The 22,280-nt window shown below is 66.6% G+C and carries 23 protein-coding genes; 12 read left to right on the top strand and 11 right to left on the bottom strand.

Annotation, left to right across the window (positions count from 1 at the left end; genetic code table 11):
• The first annotated feature begins 53 nt into the window (after nt 1-53).
• On the top strand, nt 54-2,057 hold the full coding sequence (locus tag KAK09_RS05200; protein ID WP_210877864.1) for a tetratricopeptide repeat protein: 2,004 nt from the start codon (nt 54-56) through the stop codon (nt 2,055-2,057).
• 21 nt (nt 2,058-2,078) lie between these two features.
• Here KAK09_RS05200 and KAK09_RS05195 read toward each other — a convergent pair whose 3' ends face one another.
• A complete protein-coding gene (locus tag KAK09_RS05195) occupies nt 2,079-2,675 on the bottom strand; it encodes a LysE family translocator (protein ID WP_210877863.1) in 597 nt (198 codons plus the stop codon).
• Between the two features lie 81 nt (nt 2,676-2,756).
• Between KAK09_RS05195 and KAK09_RS05190 the strand changes: the two genes are divergently transcribed.
• Complete coding sequence (locus KAK09_RS05190) at nt 2,757-3,200, top strand: Lrp/AsnC family transcriptional regulator (RefSeq protein WP_210877862.1); 444 nt, start codon at nt 2,757-2,759, stop codon at nt 3,198-3,200.
• A gap of 11 nt (nt 3,201-3,211) precedes the next feature.
• Here the strand turns inward: KAK09_RS05190 and KAK09_RS05185 are convergent, their stop codons facing one another.
• The 7 genes from KAK09_RS05185 to KAK09_RS05155 form a co-directional block, all read right to left on the bottom strand.
• The gene (locus KAK09_RS05185) at nt 3,212-3,421 is read right to left on the bottom strand and encodes a hypothetical protein (protein ID WP_210877861.1); all 210 of its coding nucleotides are present in this window, start codon (nt 3,419-3,421) and stop codon (nt 3,212-3,214) included.
• A 160-nt stretch (nt 3,422-3,581) separates the two neighbouring features.
• Nucleotides 3,582-5,594 carry a M3 family metallopeptidase gene (locus KAK09_RS05180; protein ID WP_210877860.1) on the bottom strand — a complete coding sequence of 671 codons (2,013 nt, stop codon included), beginning with the start codon at nt 5,592-5,594 and terminating at the stop codon, nt 3,582-3,584.
• A complete protein-coding gene (locus KAK09_RS05175; RefSeq protein ID WP_210877859.1) occupies nt 5,572-6,639 on the bottom strand; it encodes a HesA/MoeB/ThiF family protein in 1,068 nt (355 codons plus the stop codon). The genes KAK09_RS05180 and KAK09_RS05175 overlap by 23 nt, the downstream gene beginning before the upstream one ends.
• Nucleotides 6,639-7,094, bottom strand: coding sequence for a dUTP diphosphatase (gene dut / locus KAK09_RS05170; protein ID WP_210877858.1), 456 nt, complete (start codon nt 7,092-7,094; stop codon nt 6,639-6,641). The genes KAK09_RS05175 and dut overlap by 1 nt, the downstream gene beginning before the upstream one ends.
• Nucleotides 7,095-7,130: 36 nt before the next feature.
• Entirely contained in the window at nt 7,131-8,324 is a 1,194-nt protein-coding gene (gene coaBC / locus KAK09_RS05165) for a bifunctional phosphopantothenoylcysteine decarboxylase/phosphopantothenate--cysteine ligase CoaBC (protein WP_210877857.1), read from the bottom strand.
• 63 nt (nt 8,325-8,387) lie between these two features.
• On the bottom strand, nt 8,388-9,152 hold the full coding sequence (locus KAK09_RS05160) for a ChaN family lipoprotein (RefSeq protein ID WP_210877856.1): 765 nt from the start codon (nt 9,150-9,152) through the stop codon (nt 8,388-8,390).
• Entirely contained in the window at nt 9,149-9,982 is an 834-nt protein-coding gene (locus KAK09_RS05155) for an RNA polymerase factor sigma-32 (protein ID WP_247651086.1), read from the bottom strand. The genes KAK09_RS05160 and KAK09_RS05155 overlap by 4 nt, the downstream gene beginning before the upstream one ends.
• 142 nt (nt 9,983-10,124) lie before the next feature.
• Between KAK09_RS05155 and cobU the strand changes: the two genes are divergently transcribed.
• Nucleotides 10,125-10,646: a bifunctional adenosylcobinamide kinase/adenosylcobinamide-phosphate guanylyltransferase gene (cobU, locus tag KAK09_RS05150; RefSeq protein WP_210877854.1), complete on the top strand. Its 522-nt coding sequence runs from the start codon at nt 10,125-10,127 to the stop codon at nt 10,644-10,646.
• Nucleotides 10,643-11,215, top strand: a complete 573-nt coding sequence (locus tag KAK09_RS05145; RefSeq protein ID WP_210877853.1) for a histidine phosphatase family protein — start codon at nt 10,643-10,645, stop codon at nt 11,213-11,215. Before cobU ends, KAK09_RS05145 begins: the two co-directional genes overlap by 4 nt.
• 15 nt (nt 11,216-11,230) lie before the next feature.
• Here KAK09_RS05145 and KAK09_RS05140 read toward each other — a convergent pair whose 3' ends face one another.
• Both KAK09_RS05140 and KAK09_RS05135 read right to left on the bottom strand, forming a co-directional pair.
• On the bottom strand, nt 11,231-12,217 hold the full coding sequence (locus tag KAK09_RS05140; RefSeq protein ID WP_210877852.1) for a hypothetical protein: 987 nt from the start codon (nt 12,215-12,217) through the stop codon (nt 11,231-11,233).
• 54 nt (nt 12,218-12,271) lie between these two features.
• Nucleotides 12,272-13,933 (bottom strand): Na/Pi cotransporter family protein, encoded by a 1,662-nt coding sequence (locus KAK09_RS05135; protein ID WP_210877851.1) that lies wholly within the window; start codon nt 13,931-13,933, stop codon nt 12,272-12,274.
• Nucleotides 13,934-14,130: 197 nt separating this feature from the next.
• Here KAK09_RS05135 and KAK09_RS05130 point away from each other — a divergent pair, with 197 nt between their 5' ends.
• The 8 genes from KAK09_RS05130 (at nt 14,131) to KAK09_RS05095 (ending at nt 21,410) form a co-directional block, all read left to right on the top strand.
• Nucleotides 14,131-15,027 carry a LysR family transcriptional regulator gene (locus KAK09_RS05130; RefSeq protein ID WP_210877850.1) on the top strand — a complete coding sequence of 299 codons (897 nt, stop codon included), beginning with the start codon at nt 14,131-14,133 and terminating at the stop codon, nt 15,025-15,027.
• A 73-nt stretch (nt 15,028-15,100) separates the two neighbouring features.
• Nucleotides 15,101-15,922 (top strand): putative hydro-lyase, encoded by an 822-nt coding sequence (locus tag KAK09_RS05125; RefSeq protein WP_210877849.1) that lies wholly within the window; start codon nt 15,101-15,103, stop codon nt 15,920-15,922.
• A 25-nt stretch (nt 15,923-15,947) separates the two neighbouring features.
• A complete protein-coding gene (locus KAK09_RS05120) occupies nt 15,948-16,988 on the top strand; it encodes a TRAP transporter substrate-binding protein (protein WP_210877848.1) in 1,041 nt (346 codons plus the stop codon).
• Nucleotides 16,989-16,990: 2 nt separating this feature from the next.
• Nucleotides 16,991-17,557, top strand: a complete 567-nt coding sequence (locus tag KAK09_RS05115; RefSeq protein ID WP_210877847.1) for a TRAP transporter small permease subunit — start codon at nt 16,991-16,993, stop codon at nt 17,555-17,557.
• The gene (locus KAK09_RS05110; protein ID WP_210877846.1) at nt 17,554-18,837 is read left to right on the top strand and encodes a TRAP transporter large permease; all 1,284 of its coding nucleotides are present in this window, start codon (nt 17,554-17,556) and stop codon (nt 18,835-18,837) included. Before KAK09_RS05115 ends, KAK09_RS05110 begins: the two co-directional genes overlap by 4 nt.
• A gap of 33 nt (nt 18,838-18,870) precedes the next feature.
• Nucleotides 18,871-19,620, top strand: coding sequence for a carboxyltransferase domain-containing protein (locus tag KAK09_RS05105; protein ID WP_210877845.1), 750 nt, complete (start codon nt 18,871-18,873; stop codon nt 19,618-19,620).
• Nucleotides 19,617-20,633, top strand: coding sequence for a 5-oxoprolinase subunit C family protein (locus KAK09_RS05100; RefSeq protein ID WP_210877844.1), 1,017 nt, complete (start codon nt 19,617-19,619; stop codon nt 20,631-20,633). The genes KAK09_RS05105 and KAK09_RS05100 overlap by 4 nt, the downstream gene beginning before the upstream one ends.
• 3 nt (nt 20,634-20,636) lie before the next feature.
• Nucleotides 20,637-21,410, top strand: coding sequence for a LamB/YcsF family protein (locus tag KAK09_RS05095; RefSeq protein WP_210877843.1), 774 nt, complete (start codon nt 20,637-20,639; stop codon nt 21,408-21,410).
• On the opposite strand, the gene KAK09_RS05090 is transcribed toward KAK09_RS05095, so the two are convergent.
• The gene (locus tag KAK09_RS05090) at nt 21,407-22,279 is read right to left on the bottom strand and encodes an FAD:protein FMN transferase (RefSeq protein ID WP_336244424.1); all 873 of its coding nucleotides are present in this window, start codon (nt 22,277-22,279) and stop codon (nt 21,407-21,409) included. The two genes, KAK09_RS05095 and KAK09_RS05090, sit on opposite strands and share 4 nt — an antisense overlap.
• Nucleotide 22,280: the final 1 nt, after the last annotated feature.

The following is a 22,280-nucleotide window of genomic DNA, read 5'->3' as shown; positions in this document are numbered from 1 at the left end:
CGACTGTTTCCGTTGAGTGTATAGACTTTTCTACAACGGGAAAAGGTATCTTTATGACGAATGCGCGCGATTCGAGCCGCGGTTTCTTCATCGGGCTGAGGAAGGATCAGCTAGGCGCGCGGCTTCTGATGATGCTCAACAGCATTCGCCTGGCCGAGGATTACGGCAGCGATTTCCGCATCAACTGGTTCCCGCGCGGGGCCATGGCACCCAAGCTGGATACGCCCTCGGACCTTTTTGACGAGGGGTTCATCGCGCGGCATTTCATCGAGAATGCCGATTTCGAGGCTCTCGACGGTCGGACCAAACCGCTCTGGTCCTTTCTCAAGGACAAGACCCCAGAATGCCTTGAGGCGCATCTCGCGGGGGGCGGCCATGTGCTGCTCGACGAAGGGTTCGAGATCGTGGAGTTCCCGTGGGAGGATGCCGCCGATCTGCGCGGGCGGTTTCGCGGCTTCATCAGCAGGATTGGTTTCAATCCCGTTATCGCGCGTCATGTGAAGGAGATCGAGGCAGCCATGGCGGGGCAAGGGCGCACCATCGCCTATCACATCCGGCGCGGCGACATCCTCAACGAAGAACCTTGGAAGCACAAGGAATGGCCCGCAAAGATCGAGCCGGACGAGCTTTATTCCGCCTATCTGGAAAAGAACGCAGGTTCCGGCGCGCTGGTGTTCTCAGATCAACCCGAAAGCATCGCACGCTTCACGGCGGCACACAGCCAGGTGCGCGCGATCGACGACCTGGTGGACCTCAGCGACTGCAAGCCGGTGCAGCGCGACTTTCTCGAACTTTTCACCATGTCGCGCGCGACCGAGATTGTCGCCCCACCGATCAGCGCCTTCAGCCGCGCCGCCGCGCGCCTCAGCGGACAGGAGCGCAAGTGCTTTCACGAGGTGATGACGCTTGCCGAACGCGACGCCGCCTATGACCGCGTGCTCGCGCGCTTCAGGCAAGGGGTGGCGCAGTTCATCACCCCGAGCGAGGCGGCGCATGTCTATATCAAGCTTGCCCGTCGCCTTCAGGAGACCGACCGCGAAGAGGCCGCGTGGGAGATCGGCGAGGCGATCCTTGCCGCTGGGGCCGACAACGCCTTTCTGCCGCTCATGCACGCGATCAACGGCATGTATCTGAACAAATGGGACAGCGCCCTGACCCATGTGAAGGCGGCGCTGAACCACCCCCATCAATGGCAGGAGAACTACATCACCGCTCTCGCCGTCGAGGCGCATATCCGCGGCGCTCTTGGCCAGCGGCACCGGGCACGGCGCGCCTTCCTGCGTGCCTTCTGGCAAAAACCGATGTTGCCTGACATCACCGTGATCGGAACCTTCATGATCAAGCGCGGGCGACTGCGCCCCGGTGCCACCCTGCCCTTCGACCTCGACACGATCCTGATGCTGCCGATCCCCTATCAACAGACCAATATACTCGTGCAGCAGGCACGCATCCTGCGGCGACGCGCCACGGACCTTTCCACCATCGCGATCGAATGGCCGTGGTTCTCAATCGAGGGCAAGGTGGCGCGGCTTCTGGGGTCGCGCCCCGATTTGACGGCGATGCAGGCGCGCATCGAGACCGATCCACGCTTTGCCCCCGGCACGCTGCCCGACAGTTTCTGTGCACTTCTGGAGGCACGGATGGGACGGCTCGATGTGGCGCTCGCACGCAACGGCGCGGCGTTGGAGGTCAACCCGAAAGAGCCGCTCATGCACAAACGGCAGGCTGAAATCCTGTGCCTGCAAGGCGATCATGACGGCGCTCTCAGGCAGATGGAGACCTGCCGCGCCCATGCCCCCGATCACGCCTTCTGGCATTATCTTACCGGCCATATCCACCGCGAGGCGGGCGATCTGCCCGCTGCGCGCGCCGCGATGGAACGCGCGGCGGCGATGGATGACAGCACCGCCGAGTTGCACGCCCTCCTGGCCGATCTATGCCGCTCGATGGGCGACGAGACGGCGGCCATCGCCGCTCTCGACCGCGCCGCCGACATCGCGCCGAACCAGCAACGCTATCGCAACCGCCGGGGGCGACTCATGCGCGACAGCGCCTGAGCAAGCACGCTCAGATCGCCGTCATGCGGGCCAAAGCACCGGAACAAGCGTGGCCACGAGAAGCGCCGCCATCACCCAGTTGAAAAGGCGCAGGCGTGCGGGGCTGCGCAGGGCACGGCGCATCTGCTGGCCCAGCATGGTCCAGCTTGTGGTGCTGATCATGCCGCAGGCCACATAAACGCCCGCCACCAGCAGCACCGCCGCAAAATCGCGCCCCGCCGCGTAAAGCGTCACCGCCGAGAGCGCCATGCTCCATGCCTTTGGGTTGACCCATTGAAACGCGGTCGCTTGCAGGAAGGTAAGCGGGCGGCCTTCGGTTCTCGCGTCCGCAGGCGGGGCGGCATTGGCGATCTTCCACGCCAGCCACAGCAGGTAGGCGACCGAGACGACCTTGAGCACCAGATAGGCAGGCGGCCAGAGATCGAATAGCTGCATCACCCCCAGCCCCACGCAGACAAGCATCATCGGAAAGCCCAGACCCACGCCGAGCATATGCGGGACAGTGCGCACAAAGCCGAAATTCGTGCCCGATGCCATCAGCATCAGGTTGTTCGGCCCCGGCGTGATCACCGTGACAAAGGCGAAGGCGACAAGCGCGGAGAGAAGATCGAATGTCATGGCGCAACACTATGTTGACTTTAGCGCATTTGAATTTCGTTTTATTGTGTTTGTGAAAAAATTTTGCGATATATAGCGGCTATGGACGCAATAAATGATCGAATATTGCACGAATTGAGCCGCAATGGCCGGATCAGCAACCTTGATCTGGCCGAGCGCGTGGGGCTGTCGCCCTCCGCCTGTCTGCGGCGGGTGCAGGAGCTCGAGCGGCGTGGGGTGATCGCGGGCTATCGCGCGGTGCTCGACCGGGGCGCGCTTGGCGTGGGGTTCGTCGCCTATGTCACGGTTGGCCTCAACGCCCATACCAAGGCCGCGCAGGAGGCGTTCGAGCGCGCCATGGCCCGCGCGCCGGAGGTGGTGGAATGTCACAACATCACCGGCGCGGTGGAGTATCTGTTGCGCGTCGAAGTCGCCGACCTGCCCGCCTACAAGCGGTTTCACACCGATGTCCTGGGCACGCTGCCACAGGTCAACGCGATCACCTCCTATGTGGTGATGGGGTCGCCCAAGGATGCGCGAGCCTGATCGGGTGCGGGTCAGATAAACCAGTCAATCTCGGCCACGGCGCGCGCGCGGACAGTGGCCTCGTCGGGGAAAACCCAGGCGCTGTAACGGGAAACGGGAAACCAGCGGCCATCCTCGACATCGCGGCGATAGTGCTCGAACCCCCAGGTGCCGTCGGCACGCCGAAAGATATCCACGCAGAACCGGTCATCCGCGCTGTTCACCGATTTCATGACCTTCACGACAGTCTTCCTTCAAAAGAAAACGGGGGCCGTTGGTTCGACCCCTCGTTCTCACCTGCCGCCGTAACCCGAGCGGGTCGCCCCGTATCCTGTCGCCCAAGATATAGTCGAAGTTTCGCGAATCAGTCAACAGAGAGTGATTCGCATGGGCCGAAAACGCTCAGGCAGCCAGACCGCGCCCCTTGAGCAGCGCCTCGACCCCCGGCATCCGTCCGCGAAACGCCTCGTAGAGCGTTGCCGCCTCCTCGGTGCCGCCGCGCGACAGGATATGACGCTCAAGCGCCAGCGCCCGGTCCGCGTCAAAGGCCCCGCCCACCTCCTCAAAGCTGGCAAAGGCGTCGGCATCCATCACCTCGGACCACATGTAGCTGTAATAGCCCGAGGAATAGCCGTCACCCGAGAACACATGGGCGAAATGCGGGGTGGCGTGGCGCATGGTGATTGCGGGCGGCATCCCGATCTCGCGCAGCACATCGGCCTGACGCGCCATCACGTCCGCCGGGGCCGCGCCCTCGTGAAAGGCCAGATCGACAAGCGCCGAGGCCACATATTCCACCGTCTGAAAGCCCATGTCGAAATTGGCCGCCCCCAGCACCTTGTCCAGAAGGTCCTGCGGCATCGGCGCGCCGGTCTCCACATGGCGGGCGTGACGGCCAAGCACCTCTGGCACCTCCAGCCAGTGCTCGTAAAGCTGGCTGGGCAGTTCCACGAAATCACGGGCAACATTGGTGCCCGAAAGCGATTCATAGGTCACATCCGACAGCATCTGATGCAGAGCATGGCCAAACTCGTGAAACAGCGTGCGCGCGTCGTCATAGCTCAGCAGCGCCGGATCGCCCTTGGCGAAATTGCATACGTTGATCACCACCGGGGCCTGCGGCGCGGGGCGTTTCGCCTGTCCGCGCATGGCCGAACACCACGCGCCCGAGCGTTTGGAACTGCGCGCGAAATAATCGCCGATGAAAACCGCGACGTGATGGCCCTTGCGCCTGACCTCCCATGCCCGGCAATCGGGGTGGTAGAGCGACACATCAAGGGGGATGAATTCCAACCCGAAAAGGCGCTGCGCGCAATCGAAAGCCGCGCCGATCATCGCATCAAGCGAGAGATAGGGCTTGACCGCCGCCTCGTCGAAATCATGCTCGGCCTGCCGCCGCTTCTCGGCGTAATAGCGCCAGTCCCACGGCTCGGGATCGCCGTTGATCCCGTCGGCGCGCATCATTGCGGTCAGCGTCTCGGCGTCGCGCCCAACCTGCGCGCGAGCAGGCGCCCAAACCGCCATGAGCAGATCGCGCACTGCCTCTGGCGTCCTGGCCATCTCGGTTTCCAGCTTGTAGGCGGCAAAGCTGTCATAGCCCAGAAGCTGCGCGCGTTCGGCGCGCAGCGCAAGGATCTCGGCGGCGATGGCGCGGTTGTCGGTTGCGCCCCCCATGGCCCCACGCGCGCTCCACGCCTCAAACGCCCGGCGGCGCAGGTCGCGGCGCGTCGAGAATTGCAGGAACGGCACGATGAGCGAGCGCGAGAGGGTGATGAGCGGCCCCTGCGTGTCCTTTTCGCGCGCTGCCGCGTGGGCCGCATTGATCACGAAATCCGGCAACCCCTCCAGATCGGTCTCGGATAGCGGCATTTGCCAGCCCGCCTCATCCGCCAGCAGGTTCTGCGTGAAGGCGGTGCCAAGCTCGGCCAGCCGTGCCATGATCGCGCGCATCCGTTCCTCGTCGGCCCCTGTCAGCGCGGCACCCGCGCGACGAAAGGCACGATGCGTGAGCATCAAAAGCCGCGCCTCCTCCGCCGTCAGAGCCAGCGTGTCGCGCACCTGCCAAACCGCTTCGACCCGCGCAAACAACAGCTTGTTGCCGTAAAGCTCCGAGGAATAGGCGGCCAGTTTCGGCCCGAAATCGCGCTGCAATTCCTGCCGCTTTGGGTTGCTGTCGGCCCCCGCCACGGTAAAGAACACCGACAGAACCTTGTCGAGCGCCTTGCCCGATGCCTCCAGCGTTTGAATCGTGTTGGCGAATGTGGGCGCGTCGGGATCGTCGGCAATCGCCTCTATCTCCGCGCGCGCCTCTTTCATAGCCGCCTCGAAGGCGGGGGCGAAATCCTCGTCCCGAACCTGATCGAACGGGGCAAGGCCAAAGGGCGTGTCCCACTCAGCCAGCAGCGGATTGCTCATCTCTGTCTCCTTTCGCGCCGCAGACCGGGCAATCGGCGCGGGCGCTCAGCGTGATCTTGCGGCTTTCGCCGTAAAGCGCGTCGTAAATCAGCATCTCGCCGCGCAAGGCATGGCCCGCGCCCGTAATCAGCTTGATGGCCTCGGAAGCCATCATCGCCCCCACCACTCCGGGCAGCGGCCCAAGCACCCCCGCCTCGGCACAGGACGGTGCTAGGCCGGGGGCGGGGGCCTGCGGGAAAACGCATTGGTAACAAGGCGTGCCGCGCGCCGGGTCAAACACGCTCAACTGCCCCTCCCATTGCGACAGCGCGCCGGAAACAAGCGGCTTGCCAAGGGCGGCGGCGGTGGCGTTGACCAGATAGCGCGTGTCGAAATTGTCGGTGCCGTCAAGGACGAGGTCATACTCTGCAAACAGGTCGGCGGCGATCTCGGGCGTAAGGCGGCGGGCATAGGGGCGCACGGTCACATTCGGGTTCTGCGCCTGCATCGCCTGAAGCGCGGATTGCACCTTTGGCAAACCGATATCAGCATCTCTGTGGATAACCTGCCGTTGCAGGTTGGAGTTATCCACGCCATCATCGTCGATCACACCGATGGTACCGACCCCCGCCGCCGCCAGATACAAGAGCACCGGAGAGCCGAGCCCGCCCGCGCCGATGACCAGAACGCGCGCCTGTTTGAGCGCCTTCTGTCCCGGTCCGCCGATCTCTCGCAGCACGATATGACGAGCGTAGCGGCCAAGCTCGGCCTCGGTGAAAAGTGGTTTGTTCGCAGGCTCGGCCAGTGTCGCGCCCGCGCGCCTGCGCAAGGCGTTGAGACCCGCGCGATAAACCAGAACCAGCGCCACCGCGCCACCGATCAGAAGCCAGAGCGCGGCACTCTCGCCGGTGGCCATGCGGATCGCGTGACCACCGGGCAGCAGCAGATGCGCCAGCACAACCGCGCCCCAAAGTCCTGCAATCATCCCCCAGCGAAGCCGCTGCGGCGTGCCCATCACCGCGCCGATGCCCCAGAGCACGGCGGCCATGACCACAACCAGCAGCATCAGCCAAGCCCCGTGGAGCCGAACCCGCCCGCGCCACGCACGGTCTCGTCCAGCGCCGCGACCGGGACAAACCGCGCCTGCACCACCGGGGCCACCACCATCTGCGCGATGCGCGCGCCATGGGTGATCTCGAACGGCTCGTGACCCGCGTTCATCACGATCACGCCCAGAGGCCCGCGATAATCGCTGTCGATGGTGCCGGGGCTGTTGGGCAGGGTGATGCCATGCCGGAGCGCCAGCCCCGAGCGCGGGCGCAATTGCACCTCATAGCCCACAGGCACGGCAATGCGTAGCCCCGTGGGCACAAGAACCCGCGCGCCGGGTGCAAGCACCACCGCGCCCCGGTCGGGAAAATTGGCGCGCAGATCGGCCCCCGCCGCGCCCGGCGTCGCATAGGCGGGCAGGCCAAGTGCGCGGTCCGCGCCTTCCTCCCATGCCACCTCGATGCTCAGCATCGCTCTCCTTTCATCGTTCTGCAAATACTCGAATTCTCAGGCCAAGGCCCGCGCGATCCGCTCGGCCAGACGCGCCGCCACCTGCGCCTTGCCCATGCGCGGCCAGCTTTCCGCGCCGTCACCGGTGACAAGCGTCACGGCATTCTCCGCCCCGCCCATGATGCCGGTGGCGTGGCTCACATCGTTCGCCACGATCCAGTCGCAGCCCTTGCGCGCACGCTTGGCGGTGGCGTTGTCGAGTACGTCACAGGTTTCCGCGGCGAAACCCACCACGAGGAGCGGTCGGTGCTCGGGCATCCGGCTCACGGTCGCCAGAATGTCTGGGTTCTCGGCGAACTCAAAGCGCGGCAGACCGTCTTTGGTCTTCTTCAGTTTCTGGTCGCTTGCGCCCGCCACGCGCCAGTCGGCCACGGCGGCGGCGAAAACGGCGGCATCCACGGGCAGGGCGGCCAGTGCCGCGTCGAGCATGTCTTGCGCGGTCTCGACGCGGATCACCTCCACGCCCTCGGGCGGAGGGACCGAGGCGGGGCCGGTGACAAACACCACATCGGCCCCGAGCGCCGCCAGCGCGCGCGCAATCGCTGTGCCCTGCGTCCCGGAAGAGCGGTTGGCGATATAGCGCACGGGGTCTATGGGCTCGTGCGTCGGCCCGGAGGTGACAAGAATGCGCCGCCCTGCAAGAGGACCGTCCGCGAGCCGCGCGGCGATGGCGGCGAGGATCTCGGGCACCTCGGCCATGCGGCCGGGACCATGCTCGCCGCAAGCCATGTCGCCCTCGTTCGGGCCGACAAATCCGATGCCGTCGGCGCGCAGCGTGGCAAGGTTGCGCTGCGTCGCCGCGTGCTGCCACATGCGAACGTTCATGGCAGGTGCGAGCAAGACGGGCGTATCGGTGGCCAGAAGCAGCGTCGAGGCGAGATCGCCGGCATGACCATGCGCCATCTTGGCCATCAGATCGGCGGTGGCGGGGGCCACGACGATGAGATCGGCGGAGCGCGACAGCTCTATATGGCCCATCTCGGCCTCGTCGGTCAGATCGAACAGGTCGGAAAACACCTTGCGCCCTGACAGAGCCGAGACCGAAAGCGGCGTCACGAATTCCGCGCCCGCGCGCGTAAGCACGGGCGTGACCGTATGGCCGCGCTCGCGCAGGCGGCGGATGAGGTCAAGCGCCTTGTAGGCCGCGATGCCGCCGCCGATGATCAGAAGGATGCGTGACGCGCCGGGCATTGGCCTCTCCAACAGATGCGCGCAAAGCCTAGGGCGCGCGCCGGGCCGGTGCAAGGGCCGCGCTCAACGGAAGGCGGCACAGGGGTCGGGGCGTTCCGCCGCAGGAGCCGAAAGCACCTCGTCAAAACCGCCTTGAAGCGGCGCGCCATCCTCGGTCTGGCCCAGAACGAAAACGTCAAGGTCAGGGGCGACATGGGCAAGATAGGCAGGCACGCCCCAGTCGCGGCGCGCGTGGCCGTTGCCGGTGATCACGGCGACCGGGCCACCGGTCTCTGCCATCGCCGCAACCGTCGCGCGCGCCAAGGCTGCGTCGCGCAGGCGCTGCACCGCGACCATGCCGGGCAGCATCCCCTTGGGCAGCGCGTCGCAATGCGCGGCCAGTTGCAGCGCCTCGCGGGCGGCTTGTTTCTCGGGGGGCAGCGGATCGGTCAGGCCATAGGCGGCGGCCCCTTCGCCGAAAGTCTCGGCGGGGCCATCTTCGAGCACCGCCCGCACCGCCTCGCGCGGGATCTGAGCGCCGTAAATGGCAGCCTCGGGCGCGGCGGCGAAGATCGGGTGATACATGGCGAAATCGGGCCAGCCGCTTTCCGCCCAGCCAAGCGCCTTTTCCATGGCGTCGGCGTCGGCAATAAGGTCCGGCGTGACAAGTGCCGCCTGCTCCGGCATCAGCATCTCGAAGACCAGCGCGCGGGGCTGGAGCGCGGACACACGGGCCGCCTGTTCGGCGTGATGCGCCGGGTTGTCGTGCACCTCGCCCAATATCACAACATCATGCGCCAGCGCCGGAAGGGCGGTCAGACAAAGGGCAAGGGCAAGGCGCAGGCTCATGCGAGCAGGTTCTGCACCTCGCCCGCGTGTTTTTCAAGATAGCGGCGCATTTTCTGAAAGGCCGCGGCCTCGATCTGGCGCACGCGCTCCTTGGACAGGTTCAACTCGTCCCCAAGGCTTTCGAGGGTGCGCGGGGTCTCGATGAGCTTGCGCTCGCGCACGATGAAGCGTTCACGCTCGGTCAGGTGGGTGAGCGCCGCGCCGAGCCAGTCTCGCAGCGCGCGGTGGTCGTGATCGCGCTCGACGATTTCGTCGCCCCGAGCGCCCTCGTCCTCGATCGTGTCGATCCATTCGCGCCCGTCATCCTCGGTGGATTGCGTGGCATTGAGCGAAAAGTCCCCGCCCGAAAGCCGTCCCTCCATCATCTCCACGTCGCGCAGCGGCACGCCAACCTCATGCGCGATCATCTCGCGCAACTGATGCCCGTCAAGCGTCTCGCCATTGGCCATGGCCTCGCGCTCGATTTTCGCCTGAACGCGGCGCAAGTTGAAGAAAAGCGATTTCTGCGATGAGGTCGATCCGGTGCGCACCATCGACCAGTTGCGCATGACGTAATCCTGGATCGACGCCTTGATCCACCAGACCGCATAGGTGGAGAACCGCACACCGCGGTCGGGGTCGAACTTGTCGGCAGCCTTCATAAGGCCAAGCCCCGCCTCCTGTATGAGGTCATTCATCGGCGCGCCGTAGCGGCGGAATTTCGACGCCATGGAGATGGCGAGGCGCATATAGGCCGTGATCAGCCGGTGCAGCGCCTCTTCATCACGGTGGTCGCGCCAGGCATAGGCCAGCGCCAGTTCGGTCTCTGCGTCCAGCATTTCCGCCTTCATGGCGGTGCGGGACATGGAACTTGTCTGCTGTGCATCGAGCGGCATGATTTCCCCCTGTCTGCGGAAGCGCCCTTTCTGAGCTTTTCACAGAGTGCTACGCAGGTGGGATCACACCGGATCACAATAAGGGAGTCTCCGGCTCATGTTACCGCGCCTCACACTGGTTCTGGGCGGTGCCGCCTCGGGGAAATCCGCCTTTGCCGAAGCGCTTGTCCTTCGCTCGGGTGCCGCGCCGGTCTATCTTGCAACGGCGGAAGCACATGATGCAGAGATGCGAGCCAAGCTGGCGCGCCATCGGACACGGCGGGGGACGGCATGGCGCACCGTCGAGGCCCCGCGTGATCTGGCCCCGGCGCTCGGGGGAATGACGGGCGAAGAGGTGGTGCTGTTGGATTGCGCGACGATGTGGCTTTCCAATCATCTGCTGGCCGAAAGCGATCTGGCGCAGGCTGAGTCGGCGCTCTTCGCCGCGCTCGACGCCTGCCACGCGCCGGTGGTGGTGGTTTCCAACGAGGTGGGCCTGTCGGTCGTGCCGGAAAACGCGCTCGCGCGGCGGTTTCGCGACGCACAAGGCGGATTGAACCAGCGGCTGGCGGCAAGGGCGGGACTGGTGATCATGGTCGCCGCCGGGCTGCCCTTGGTGCTCAAGGGCACGCTGCCATGAGCCGGTTCTTCTGGGTCCGCCATGGCCCGACCCATGCCCGCGCCATGGTCGGCTGGAGTGACATTCCCGCCGATCTGAGCGACGGCGCGCGGCTTTCGCGGCTTTCGGCGCATCTGCCGGAGGGGGCGCTTGTGGTCTCGTCCGACCTGATCCGCGCGCGCGCCACGGCGGTGGCCATCGCTGGTGCGCGCCCGCGCCTGCCCGACGATCCAGACCTGCGCGAGATCCATTTCGGCGACTGGGAAATGCAGGGGTTCGACAGCGTGTCCGACCCCGAGCATCTGCGCACCTTCTGGGAGCAGCCCGGTGCCCTGCGCGCGCCTGGCGGCGAAAGCTGGGATGACCTCTCGGCCCGCGTGGGGCGTGCGGTGGCGCGGCTCCGGGCGATGCATCCGGGGCGCGACATCGTGGCGGTGGCGCATATGGGCACGATCCTCACGCAGGTTCAGGCGGCGCGGGGCGTCAGCGCCTATGAGGCCCTTGGACAGACCATCGACAACCTGTCGGTGACGGAACTGCACTGGCAGGCGGGGGGCTGGCGCACCGAAGTGATCAACCTCATCCCGTAACGGCCAGACTGCCCCCTATCCCGCGCGCGCAATCCGCAGGATCGTGCGCACGGCGTGGTGAAAATCCTCCAATTCGCCGGGATAGCCGCGCACGCGCTCGGCGCTTGTGGCAGCAGCGGGAAAGAGCCGCTCACGCCCCGGAAAAAATTCGGCCCGCATCGCGGTGTTGCGCGCCTCCAGCGTGTCATTGATGTGCGCGCGTTCCTCTGGCGTCAGCACATCGCCGCTGGCATAGAGCCGCGCGTCGCCGCTCGCTTGCAATGCGCGGCCAAGGCGGCGGCGGGCCTTCTTGTCATAGCCCGCGCGCTCGTCAAAAAGACCAAGCGCCTCGCTGGCCACCCGCGAAAGCGAGCGATTGGCGGCGACCTTCGGCAGCGGCACAGTTTCCGGGTTCACGCCGAGAACCGACAGGAAATCGGGGATCACGTTGCCATCCGCCATCTCGTCGCGCAGGTAAAGCCGGGGCACGATCTCGGCCCCCGGCAGCTGCGCCCGGACCTGATCGAAGGCGGTGCCGAAATCGAGATAGTCCGGGTCGCTCTCGATCCGCGCCAACCGCTCGGCCACGAACCGTTCCGCCCCGCCCGTAGGCAGGCTGTTCTTGGCGCGCTGCTTGTAATCGGCCTCGATGAAATCGTCGAAGCGGCGCAGATAGACGAAGACCCGAAGCGGCGCGCCGATCCGCGACAGATAGCGTTGGTGCAGGGGCGCCAGATCGCGGCCAAAGAACATCTCCGAAGACAGGATGCAGTGCGCGCCCTCGTGCGCCGCGACCTCCGACGCCATCGCCTCGGCATCCCCCTCGGGTTGGCCATGCCAGGCCCTGCTCATGGCAACGGCCAGCGCGTTGTGACAGATCAGCCGCCCCGTCCCGCTGCCCCGGTCGCGGCCGGTGGCAAGATAGCGGACACCATGGTCGCGCAGAAAATCAGCATGGGAATGGAGCCAGCCCTGCAAGGCCGTCGTGCCCGTCTTGGGCATCCCGATATGAAGCCACAGCATCGCCCGCCCCCGTTTTCCACAGGTCTAGGCCAAGCGGGGCGTGGCCGCAATCGTTCAGGCGCGATGCGAGATCCGGCTCGAAAGAAGTTCGCCGGTCTCGGTCAGGATCGGGTAGGCCACCATGGTAAAGGCGGTGTTGACCTGCTTGAGCGCGCGCAGCGTCTCCTGATGGATGTTGCTCGTCTCGATGCTTTCGGTCAGCCCCTCGCGCAGTCGCCCCAGATGGGCGCGTTGCAGGCGTTGCTCGATGTCGCGGATCGTGTCCTTTTCGGCGACCAGATCGCGCGCCTCGTCCGGGTGCTGCGTCATCATCACATTGAGCGATTGCTGCGCATTGACCAGCACCCGGTCATGGAAATCACATATTTCCTCCCAGCCGGGGCGCGAGAACTGCACCCCCTCCTGGCTGAGCCGTCGCGCCAGCCCAAGCATGGTGGTCGCGATCGTGTCGCTGGCCGCCTCGAAATTGGCGGCGATCGTCGAAAGATCCATCGCGCGCTGGCTGCGCTCCTCGTCGAGGCCCGCGCGGGTGAGTTGTGCCAGATAGAGCTTGGTATCGAAATGGCGCTTGCGCACGGTCTTGTCACTGTCCAGCAGCTCCTCTGCCGCCACTTCGTCCCACTGCTCATAGAACCTCGGCACCGGGCGCAGCATCGCCTCGACCGTCTCACCGATGCGGATCACCTCGCGCGCAGCGCAGGACAGCGCGCGGTCGGGGTTGGTCAGTGCCGCCGGGTCAAGCGCGGTGATATGCGCCAGCGGCGAGGGCGCGCCCTCTGGCCCCATCAGCCCCTTCACCGCACGGTCCACCAGCCCGACAAGCGGCAGCGCAAGCAGCACGAGGCCAAGGTTGAACAGGATATGCAGGTGGATCGCCTGCGCCGCCGGGCTTGCGCCCAGCCAGCCAAGCGGCGGCTGGAAAGCGGTCAGCGCCGCAAGCGCCAGGCCCGCGCCGCCGCCGCGCAGCAGCAGGTTGGCAAGCACCACGCGCCGCGCCTCGGCGCGGGCGGCAAGGGTGAGGATCAGCGCGATCACCGCCCCGCCCAGATTGGCCCCGAGGATGAGCGCCACGGCCGCCGCGAACGGCATAACCCCCTGGGCCACCAGCGTCACAAAGAGCAGCACAGCGGCCACCGAGGAATGCACCACCCACGCGAACACCGCCCCGATCACGAAAGCGGTAAGCGTGTCGCGCGCGAGATACGCCATCGCCGCCGTCGCGCCGGGACTGTCGATAAGCGGCGCGGTCGCCGCGCGCAGCAGATCGAGCGATATGAAGATAAGCGCCAGTCCGATCAGGATTCGCCCACCCTGCCGGACCCGTCTCTGATGGCCGCGCAGGAACATCACCACACCGATGAGCAATAGTGCCGCCACCAGCCAGGACTGGCGCACCAGCAGGAGCTTGGCCACCAGCGCCGAGCCGAGATCGGCCCCGAGCAGCATGGCCAGCCCCGCCGCCGCCGGGATCGCCCCGGTGGCCACGAAATTCGCCACCATAACCGCCACCGCCGTCGAGCTTTGCAACGCCATGGCGCTGCCGGTGCCGGTCAGCACGGCGAGCATCCGGCTCTGCCCAGAGCGGCGCAGCCAGAGGCGCAACGGCGCCGAGAACGCCCGTTCCACCCCCGTGCGCACCAGCCGCACCGACCAGATCAACAGCGCCGCCGCACCAGCGATCTGAAGAAAGAATACCGTGAGGTTCGGGCTGTCCAATCATTCCTCCGTCGGGGATCATGGGTCGCAAGGGCCGAGCCTCGCGCCGCGCGCCACGCAACGCAAGCGGTCGTCGTCGCATCGCGCTATTTGTAACAGTTATGTGACGAATTTATGACAATTGCCAGCCTCGGCCGCACCATGGCGCGCCACGCGGGCGCGCGCTATGCTGCGGCGAACCGGCCACAGGACAGCCCATGACCCCGCTCAACCTTGCGCATCTGGAGACGTTTCTGGCGGTCGTGCGCACCGGCGGGGTGCGCCGCGCGGCGGCGAGCCTCAACCTGACCCAGCCGGCCGTCACCGCGCGCATCCGCAATCTGGAAGATGTGCTCCGTTGCACGCTTTTCGCGCGCGGCCCGCACGGCATGACGTTGACGCGCGAGGGTGAGCGGCTGCTGCGCCATGCCGAGAGTTTCGCCCATCTGGCCGAGCGGCTGACGCAGGATCTGATCGCGCCCGGCGCGCTTGAGCGGCATCTGCGCATCGGCGTGTCGGAGACCATCGCGCAATGCTGGTTGCCCGATCTGGTCGCGCGGCTTCATGCCACCTATCCGCAGGTCGAGATCGAGCTGACCGTGGATGTCTCGCGCGATCTGCGCGACCGGCTTCTGGCGCGCGAGATCGACCTGGCGATCCTGCTCGGGCCGGTGTCGGACTATACCGTGGACAATCTCGACCTGCCGGGATTTGACCTTGCTTGGTATGTGGCCGCCGACGATAGCGCCGACCCGGAGACCTGCCTGCGCCGCCCGGTTCTGAGCTATGCGCGCACCACCCGGCCCTATCGGGAATTGAAAGCTCTGCTGATGGAACATGTCGGGCCGGAGGCGCGCATCTTTCCTTCCTCCTCGCTTTCTGCGGCGTTCCGGCTGGTTGAGGCGCGGCTTGGCGTGGCGGCGCTGCCGCGCGCGCTCGGGGCGGCGCATGTGGCGGCAGGGCGGCTGAGAGAATTCGATCCGGGCTGGGTGCCGGGGCCCTTGCGCTTTACCGCCTCCTGGCTGGGTGAGCCCGGCAATCACCTGGCCGAACACGCTGCCCGCACCGCCCGCGATGTTGCGAAAAACTGGGATAGAGATAATAATATTTTATAGATAGCGAGAAAAATTTTCGATTTGATTCTATTGCCCGCTGCTGCGAGCGTGACGATTAAAGGAGAGACCGCCCATGAGCGCCAGATTCGACACCCTGCGCACCACGCCCCTGCCCGCGCTGCGTGCCCAGATCCGCGCCGGGCGCTACAGCGGCCATACCGCCGGGCTTGGCACGGGTCATCTTCAGGCCAATATCGTCATCCTGCCCGCCCCGGAGGCGCTGGATTTCATGCGCTTCTGCCAGCGCAACCCGAAGCCTTGCCCGCTGGTGGGCATGTCGGACACAGGTGACGCGATGATGCACACGCTGGGGCGCGACATCGACATCCGCAGCGATGTGCCCGCCTACAACATCTATCGCCACGGGCGGCTGGACGGCTCTGTGACCGACATAACCGATCTCTGGACGCCCGACATGGTCGCCTTCGCGCTTGGCTGCTCGTTCACATTCGAGCACGCGCTGATCCGGGCCGGCATCCCGCTCTGGCATGTGACCCATGACACCACCGTGCCGATGTTCCGCACCGCCATTCCCTGCGTGCCCGCAGGCCCGTTCCGGTCGCACATGGTCGTCAGCATGCGCGCGATCGACCCCGAGCGCGTGCAGGAGGCGGTTGCGCTTTCGCGGTGCTATCCACTGGCGCATGGCGCGCCCGTCCATGTGGGCGACCCGGCGGCCATCGGCATCAAGGATATCACCCGGCCCGACTGGGGCGATCCCGCGCCGGTGACGGGCGATCAGGTGCCGGTATTCTGGGCCTGCGGCGTCACCCCGCAAGTGGCGCTCGAGGCCGCCGCGCCCGCGCTGTGCATCACACACAAGCCGGGCCACATGCTGATAACCGATATTCCCGAAGAAGCGGAAACCCCGGTGCTGGCGCCGGAAACCGCCTGAACCCGTCCCGACAAGGAGAGACTGAATGACCCGTATCACCTCTATCCTCGCCGCAACCACGATGCTTGCCGCGCCCGCCATGGCGCAGGAACTGTCCGTTGTCGGAAGCTGGTCGAGCCTGCCGCTCCACAAGCAATACGAGGCTCCGTTCTGGTCCGAGGCGCTGCCCGAGGCCTCGGGCGGCAAGATCAGCGTGAACCTGACCACCCACAACCAGATGAACCTAGGCGTGGCTGACGTGTTTCGCCTTCTGGGGGACGGGGTCTATGACGTCGGCATGACCGTGGCCGATTACGCCGTGGCCGATGCGCCTGAACTGGAGGGGCTGGACGTGCCGCTTCTGGCCCTGACAGCAGACGAGGCGCGGGCGATGGTCGATGCGGCGCGCCCGATGGTGGCCGATATCTTCAGGAGCCGGTTCAATTCCCATGTCCTCGCCATCGCGCCCTACCCGCCGCAGGTGGTGTTCTGCAACGCGCCGGTCACCGAACTGGCCGACCTCAAAGGGCTCAAGGTCCGCGCCTCGGGGCGCATGACCGCGCAATTCCTCGAAGCCCTCGGCGCAGAGGGTGTGAACGTGAGCTTTGGCGAGGTGCCTGGCGCGCTTCAGAACGGCGTCGTCAACTGCGCCGTGACCGGGGCCGGCTCGGGCTATAGCGCCGGCTGGTGGGAGGTCTCGACGCATCTCTTGCCGATCCCGCTGGGTGGCTGGGACAGCGTGGTGACGGCGATGAACCTGGACCGCTGGAACAGCCTCGACGCCGATACGCAGGCGCTCATCACCTCGGAGGTGCGCGCGAATTTCGAAGACCCCGCCTGGGCCGCCGCGCAGGATTCGCTTGTGAACGATATCGCCTGCCTCACCGGCAATGGCGAATGCCCGGCGGGCGAGGCGCGCGGCATGACCCTGGTCGAGGTCTCGGATGCCGATTTCGAGCAGGCGCGCGAAGTGCTGGTCTCCAAGGTGCTGCCCGACTGGGCCGCGCGCGCGGGCAATGACTGGGCGAAGCGCTGGAACGAAACCGTGGGCGCCACGGTGGGCGTCACCATCGCCGGGGTGAACTGAGCATGACCGGCGCAGTTGCACGGGCCGAGGCGCTTCTCGCCGCGCTGCGCCGGATCAACCGCGTGGTGGCACTCGGGGTGGGGGCGCTGCTTCTGGGCTGCGCCGCGTTGGTTCTGGCCGACGTGGTACTGCGTCGCCTGGCCCATTCCTTTGGCGGCACCGACGAGATCAGCGGCTATGTCATGGCCATCGCCACCGCCTGGGGCATGGGATACGCGCTGATGGAACTGGGTCATGTGCGTATCGACTTTCTGCGCGCGCGTGGCGGCGCGGCGGTTCGCGCCGCCTTTGACCTTTTCGCTCTGCTGACACTTGCCGGGACAGTCAGCGTGATCGGCTGGCGCGCCTGGCCTGTGGTGGAACGTTCGCTTGCCAATGGCTCACGCGCCAACACGCCGCTCGAAACGCCGCTGGCACTGGTGCAGATGCCGTGGTTCGCAGGTTGGGTCTGGTTCGCGCTGATGGCCTGGCTCACCTTTCTCGCGGCGCTGGTGCTGGTGCTCAACCGCGAGTTCGGCGCGGCGGACCGTGCCATCGGCGCACTTGGCGAGGCGGAGGCACAGAAATGATCTCTTATGCAACCTTCGGCCTTCTCGCCCTTCTGAGCCTCTCGATCCCTGTGGGCATCGTGCTGTTCCTGCTGGGCTTCGGGCTTGACATGTTCTTCAGCCCCTTCCCGCTGATCCGGGGGCTTGGCAACCTGGTCTGGTCCACCTCGGATCATGCCACGCTCATCGCCATTCCCTTCTTCGTGCTTCTGGGCGAGGTCCTCGTGCGCTCCGGCATCGCCACGCGGACCTATGCCGCGCTCGACCGCTGGGTCAGCTGGCTGCCGGGCGGCCTTGTCCATGCCAATGTGGCGACCGCGACGATGTTCTCGGCCACCTCCGGCTCTTCGGTGGCCACCGCCGCGACCGTGGCCACCGTCGCCATGCCTCAGGCCGAAAAGCTGGGTTACGACCCGAAGCTGTTTTCGGGCGCGATCGCCGCAGGCGGCACGCTTGGCATCATGATTCCGCCCTCGATCAACCTTATCGTATACGGGTTTCTCACCCAAAGCTCGATCCCAAAGCTGTTTCTCGCGGGTCTCATTCCCGGGTTGGCACTGGCGCTGGCCTTCATGGCGGTGACGGTGCTGATCTGCCTTGTCCGGCCCGACCTGGGCGGCACGCGGCGGGTGTTTCCGTTTGTCCAGATGCTGCGTGCGCTGGTGCAGCTTATCCCGATCATCCTGCTTTTCGCGGTCATCATCGGCTCGATCTACAAAGGCTGGGCGACGCCGACCGAGGCCGCCTCGGTGGGCGTCGCCGGGGCCTTTGTCATCGCGGCACTGTTCGGCAGCATCAACGCCGAGGTGCTGAGCAAGAGCCTTCTGGGCACGGTCAAGATCACGGCGATGATCATGCTGGTGGTGATCGGCGCCTCCTTCCTCAACTTCACGCTCGCCGCCGCCGGTCTCGGACGGGAGTTGCAGGCCATGCTGGGGGGGATGGGCCTGTCGCCGCTTGGCACGATCCTCGTGATCGTCGGCATCTACATCGTGCTCGGCTTCTTCATCGAGACGCTGTCGCTCATGGTGGTGACCATTCCCATCGTGGTGCCGCTTGTCGTGGCGCAGGGCTATGATCCGATCTGGTTCGGCATCCTGATGATCGTGCTGATCGAAATGGCGCTCATCACCCCGCCCGTGGGCCTCAACCTCTATGTGGTGCAGGGCGCGCGGCAGGGTGGGCGCATGTCAGAGGTGATGCTGGGGGCCGCGCCCTATGCGGCGACCATGCTGGCGATGGCGGGCTTGCTCATCGCCTTTCCGCAGATCGCCCTGTTTTTGCCGAACGCGGTGCAGTAGACCATTGAGCGGCAAGGCAAGGACGCAAGCAACGTGACCGACAGGAGTTCCCAAGGTGCTTTCCCCCGGCTCGGGCGGGTGGGGCTTGACGGTCTGCTCGTCTCCTTCGGCGACCGGTTGAGCGAGGCAGGCAACCGCGCGGCTCTCGCCTTTCGCGCGGCCGTCGAGCGCGCGAGTCCTGAGGGCGTCGAGGAGACCTCAACCTCTCTCGTCTCCACCTTCCTGCGCATCGACGCGCTGCGCACCGATCCGGATGCGGTGGCGAGCGCGCTGCAAACGCTGCTCGACAGCCGCGACTGGTATGCCGAACCGCTGCCCGAGGGCCGCCGCCTCTGGCGCATTCCAACCGTCTATGGCACCGATCTTGCCCCGCAGCTGGACGAGGCCGCAAGCGAGGCAGGGCTTTCGCCCGAGGCCGCCGCCTCGGAAATTTCCAGCACCCGCGTGCGTGTGCAGACCATCGGTTTCGCTCCCGGTCAGCCCTATCTGGGCGAGTTGCCCGCGCATTGGGACATCCCCCGCCAGCAGGCGCTGACCGACCGTGTTCCGGTCGGCGCGCTGGTGGTGGCGATCCGGCAACTGGTGCTCTTTTCGGTCTCGACGCCGACCGGATGGCGCCATATCGGCCAGACCCCGTTCCGCCTGTTCCGACCCGAGTCCGAGACGCCCTTTGTGCTGCGCCCCGGTGATGAGGTTGTTTTCGAGGCGGTGGAGCGCGGAGCCTATGAGCGGCTGAGCGAAAGCGGCCCGGACGGCGGCGCAACCTGCGAGGCGATCCGATGAGCCGGGCGCTGATCGTGCATCAGGCGGGGCCGGGCGTCAGCGTGCAGGATCTCGGGCGGCCCGGTTATCTGGCTTTCGGCCTGTCGCGCAGCGGCGCATCGGACCGGTTGGCGCTACACGAGGGCGCGGCGCTGCTAGGGCAGGCACCGGCGCTGGCGGCGTTGGAAATGGCCGGGACGGGCGGCACGTTCGAAACGACCGAGACCACGCGCATCGCCCTCACCGGCGCCCCCATGCGCGCACAACTCGACGGCGCGACGCTGGCGTGGAACGCCTCGCATCTGGTGCCTGCGGGCGCAAAGCTGGTGATCGGTCCGACGCTGGCGGGGGTCTATGGCTATCTCCACCTGGGCGGAGGGATCGCCACGCCCGAACGGCTCGGCGCGCGCTCGGCGCATCTGGCGGCAGGGTTGGGCGAGGTGGTCACCGCGGGCGCCCGGTTGCCCGTGGGCGCGGACCGGCGTGCGGCCGAGACTGGGCTGAAGCTCGATCCCGAAGAACGGTTCACGGGCGGCACGGTGCGGATCGTGGTGGGCTATCAGACTGGGCTTTTCGCCCCCGCCGAGGTGGCACGATTCGAAGAGACGGTGTTCACCCGCGACGCGCGCGGCAACCGGATGGGCGTGCGGCTTATCCCCGATGGCGAGGGATTCGCAAGCAAGGACGGCCTCTCGGTGCTCTCCGAGGCGATCGTTCCCGGCGATATCCAGATCACCGGCGACGGCACGCCATTTGTGCTCATGGCCGAGAGCCAGACAACCGGCGGCTATCCCCGCATCGGCGCGGTGCTGCCCTGCGATCTGGCGCGAGTGGCGCAGGCGGCACCGGGCACCAAGCTGCGCTTGCGCTTTGTGCCCCTCGACGAGGGGCTTGCCGCAGAGCGCCGAGCAGCCGAGGCGTGCGCCACCTTGCGCCGCCGCCTGAGCCGTCTGGTGCGCGATCCGCACGACATCCGCGATCTTCTGTCGTATCAACTCATCAGCGGCGCAATCGCCGGGAACGAGGAGGAGTGAGTCATGCAACGATCTGTCGATCTCAATGCCGATATGGGCGAGAGCTTTGGCCCCTGGAAGATGGGCGATGATGCTGCGCTGCTCGACGTGGTAAGTTCGGCCAACATCGCCTGCGGCTTTCACGCAGGCGACGCGGACGTGATGGCGGCGACGATGGCGCGCGCGGTGGCGCGCGGCGTGGGCATCGGCGCGCATCCCGGCCTCAACGATCTTCAGGGCTTTGGCCGCAACCGCATGGACGTGCCCCATGCCACGCTTGCCAATCAGGTGCGCTATCAGCTTGGCGCGGCGCAAGGGATGGCGCGAGCGGCGGGTGGGGCCGTGCGGCATCTCAAGCTGCACGGCGCGCTGGCCAACATGGCGTCCGAGGATGAGGCGCTCGCGCGCGCGTGCTATGAGGCCGCGCTCTCGGTCGAGCCCGAGATCATCGTCATGGTGCTGGCGGGCACGGCGCAGGAGGCGGCGGCGCGCGGCCTTGGCGCGCGCATGGCCTGCGAGATATTCGCCGACCGCGCCTATAACGCCGACTGCACGCTGGTGGACCGGCGCAAGCCCGGCGCGGTGATCCATGACGCAAGCCACGCGGCGGAGCGTATCCTTGGGATGCTGCGCGCGGGCGCGATCATCGCCGAGGACGGCACGCATATACCGACCCGGATCGACACGATCTGCCTGCATGGCGACACGCCCGAGGCAGTGGACATCGCCCGCTCCTTGCGTGCAGGGCTGGAGGCAGCAGGCGTGAATGTAGCGCAGTTCGACGGCGCGCGGCGTTAGCCGCGCAGGTCCTCAAGCCGCGCACCGGGGAATTGCGCCAGCATCGCACCAAGCGCGGCGCGGTCCGGCATGAGACAGGCAGCGGTCGAGAGCCCGTCGGCCACCGCCGCGCGCGGGGCCGAGATCGAGACCCGTTGCCAGGGCACCGCATCACCGAACGGCGACAGGATATGCCCCTGCCGCCCGCCCGCATCGAGAACCGTGCCGAACAGCCCCGAGGTGGCCAGCGCCCGGTCGCTCAGGCGCAGGCGCGGGCCACCCGAGATACGCACCGGCCAGTCCTGCCCGATGGCGGATATCTCGCCGGTATCGATCAACCCCACCTTCAGCCCCCCGGCGCGCAACAGCGCCGCCACCCGGTCGGCCACATAGCCCTGCGCGACGCCATTCAGCGTCAGCGCCATGCCGGGACGCGCCAGCGTCACGGCCGCGCGGTCAAAACGTACCCCCTCCCAGCCAATGAGCGCGCGCGCCCGCGCGATCCCGTCCGTCACCTCGCCCTGCGCCAACGCCGCCCAGAGCGGCTGCACCGTCGGGTCGAACCGCCCGCCGCTGGCATGATGCACCGCGTGGCACAGGCTCAGCAGGTCGAGCATCTCGGGCGGCGGCGTATCCAGCCGCCCCGAGGCATTGAGCCGCATCAGCGCCGAGTCGGCCTGATAAAGGCTGAAGATACGTTCAAGCCGCGCGATCTCGGCCAGTGCCAGATCGGCAAGCCGGGCACCCTCGGGATGGCGCAGGTGCAGCGTGATGGCGGCCCCCATGGCCTGCCCGCGATAAATACTCGCCGGTTCTGCCCCGGCACGGCCAGAGGCAAGCGCCACCGGCAGGGCAGCGCAGATGGTCAGGAACCGGCGGCGAGTTTGCATC

This window comes from Roseovarius autotrophicus (assembly GCF_018069895.1).
In the GTDB taxonomy this organism is placed as follows: Bacteria; Pseudomonadota; Alphaproteobacteria; order Rhodobacterales; family Rhodobacteraceae; genus Roseovarius; species Roseovarius autotrophicus.
This window is presented reverse-complemented; position numbering and strand designations above follow the sequence as displayed.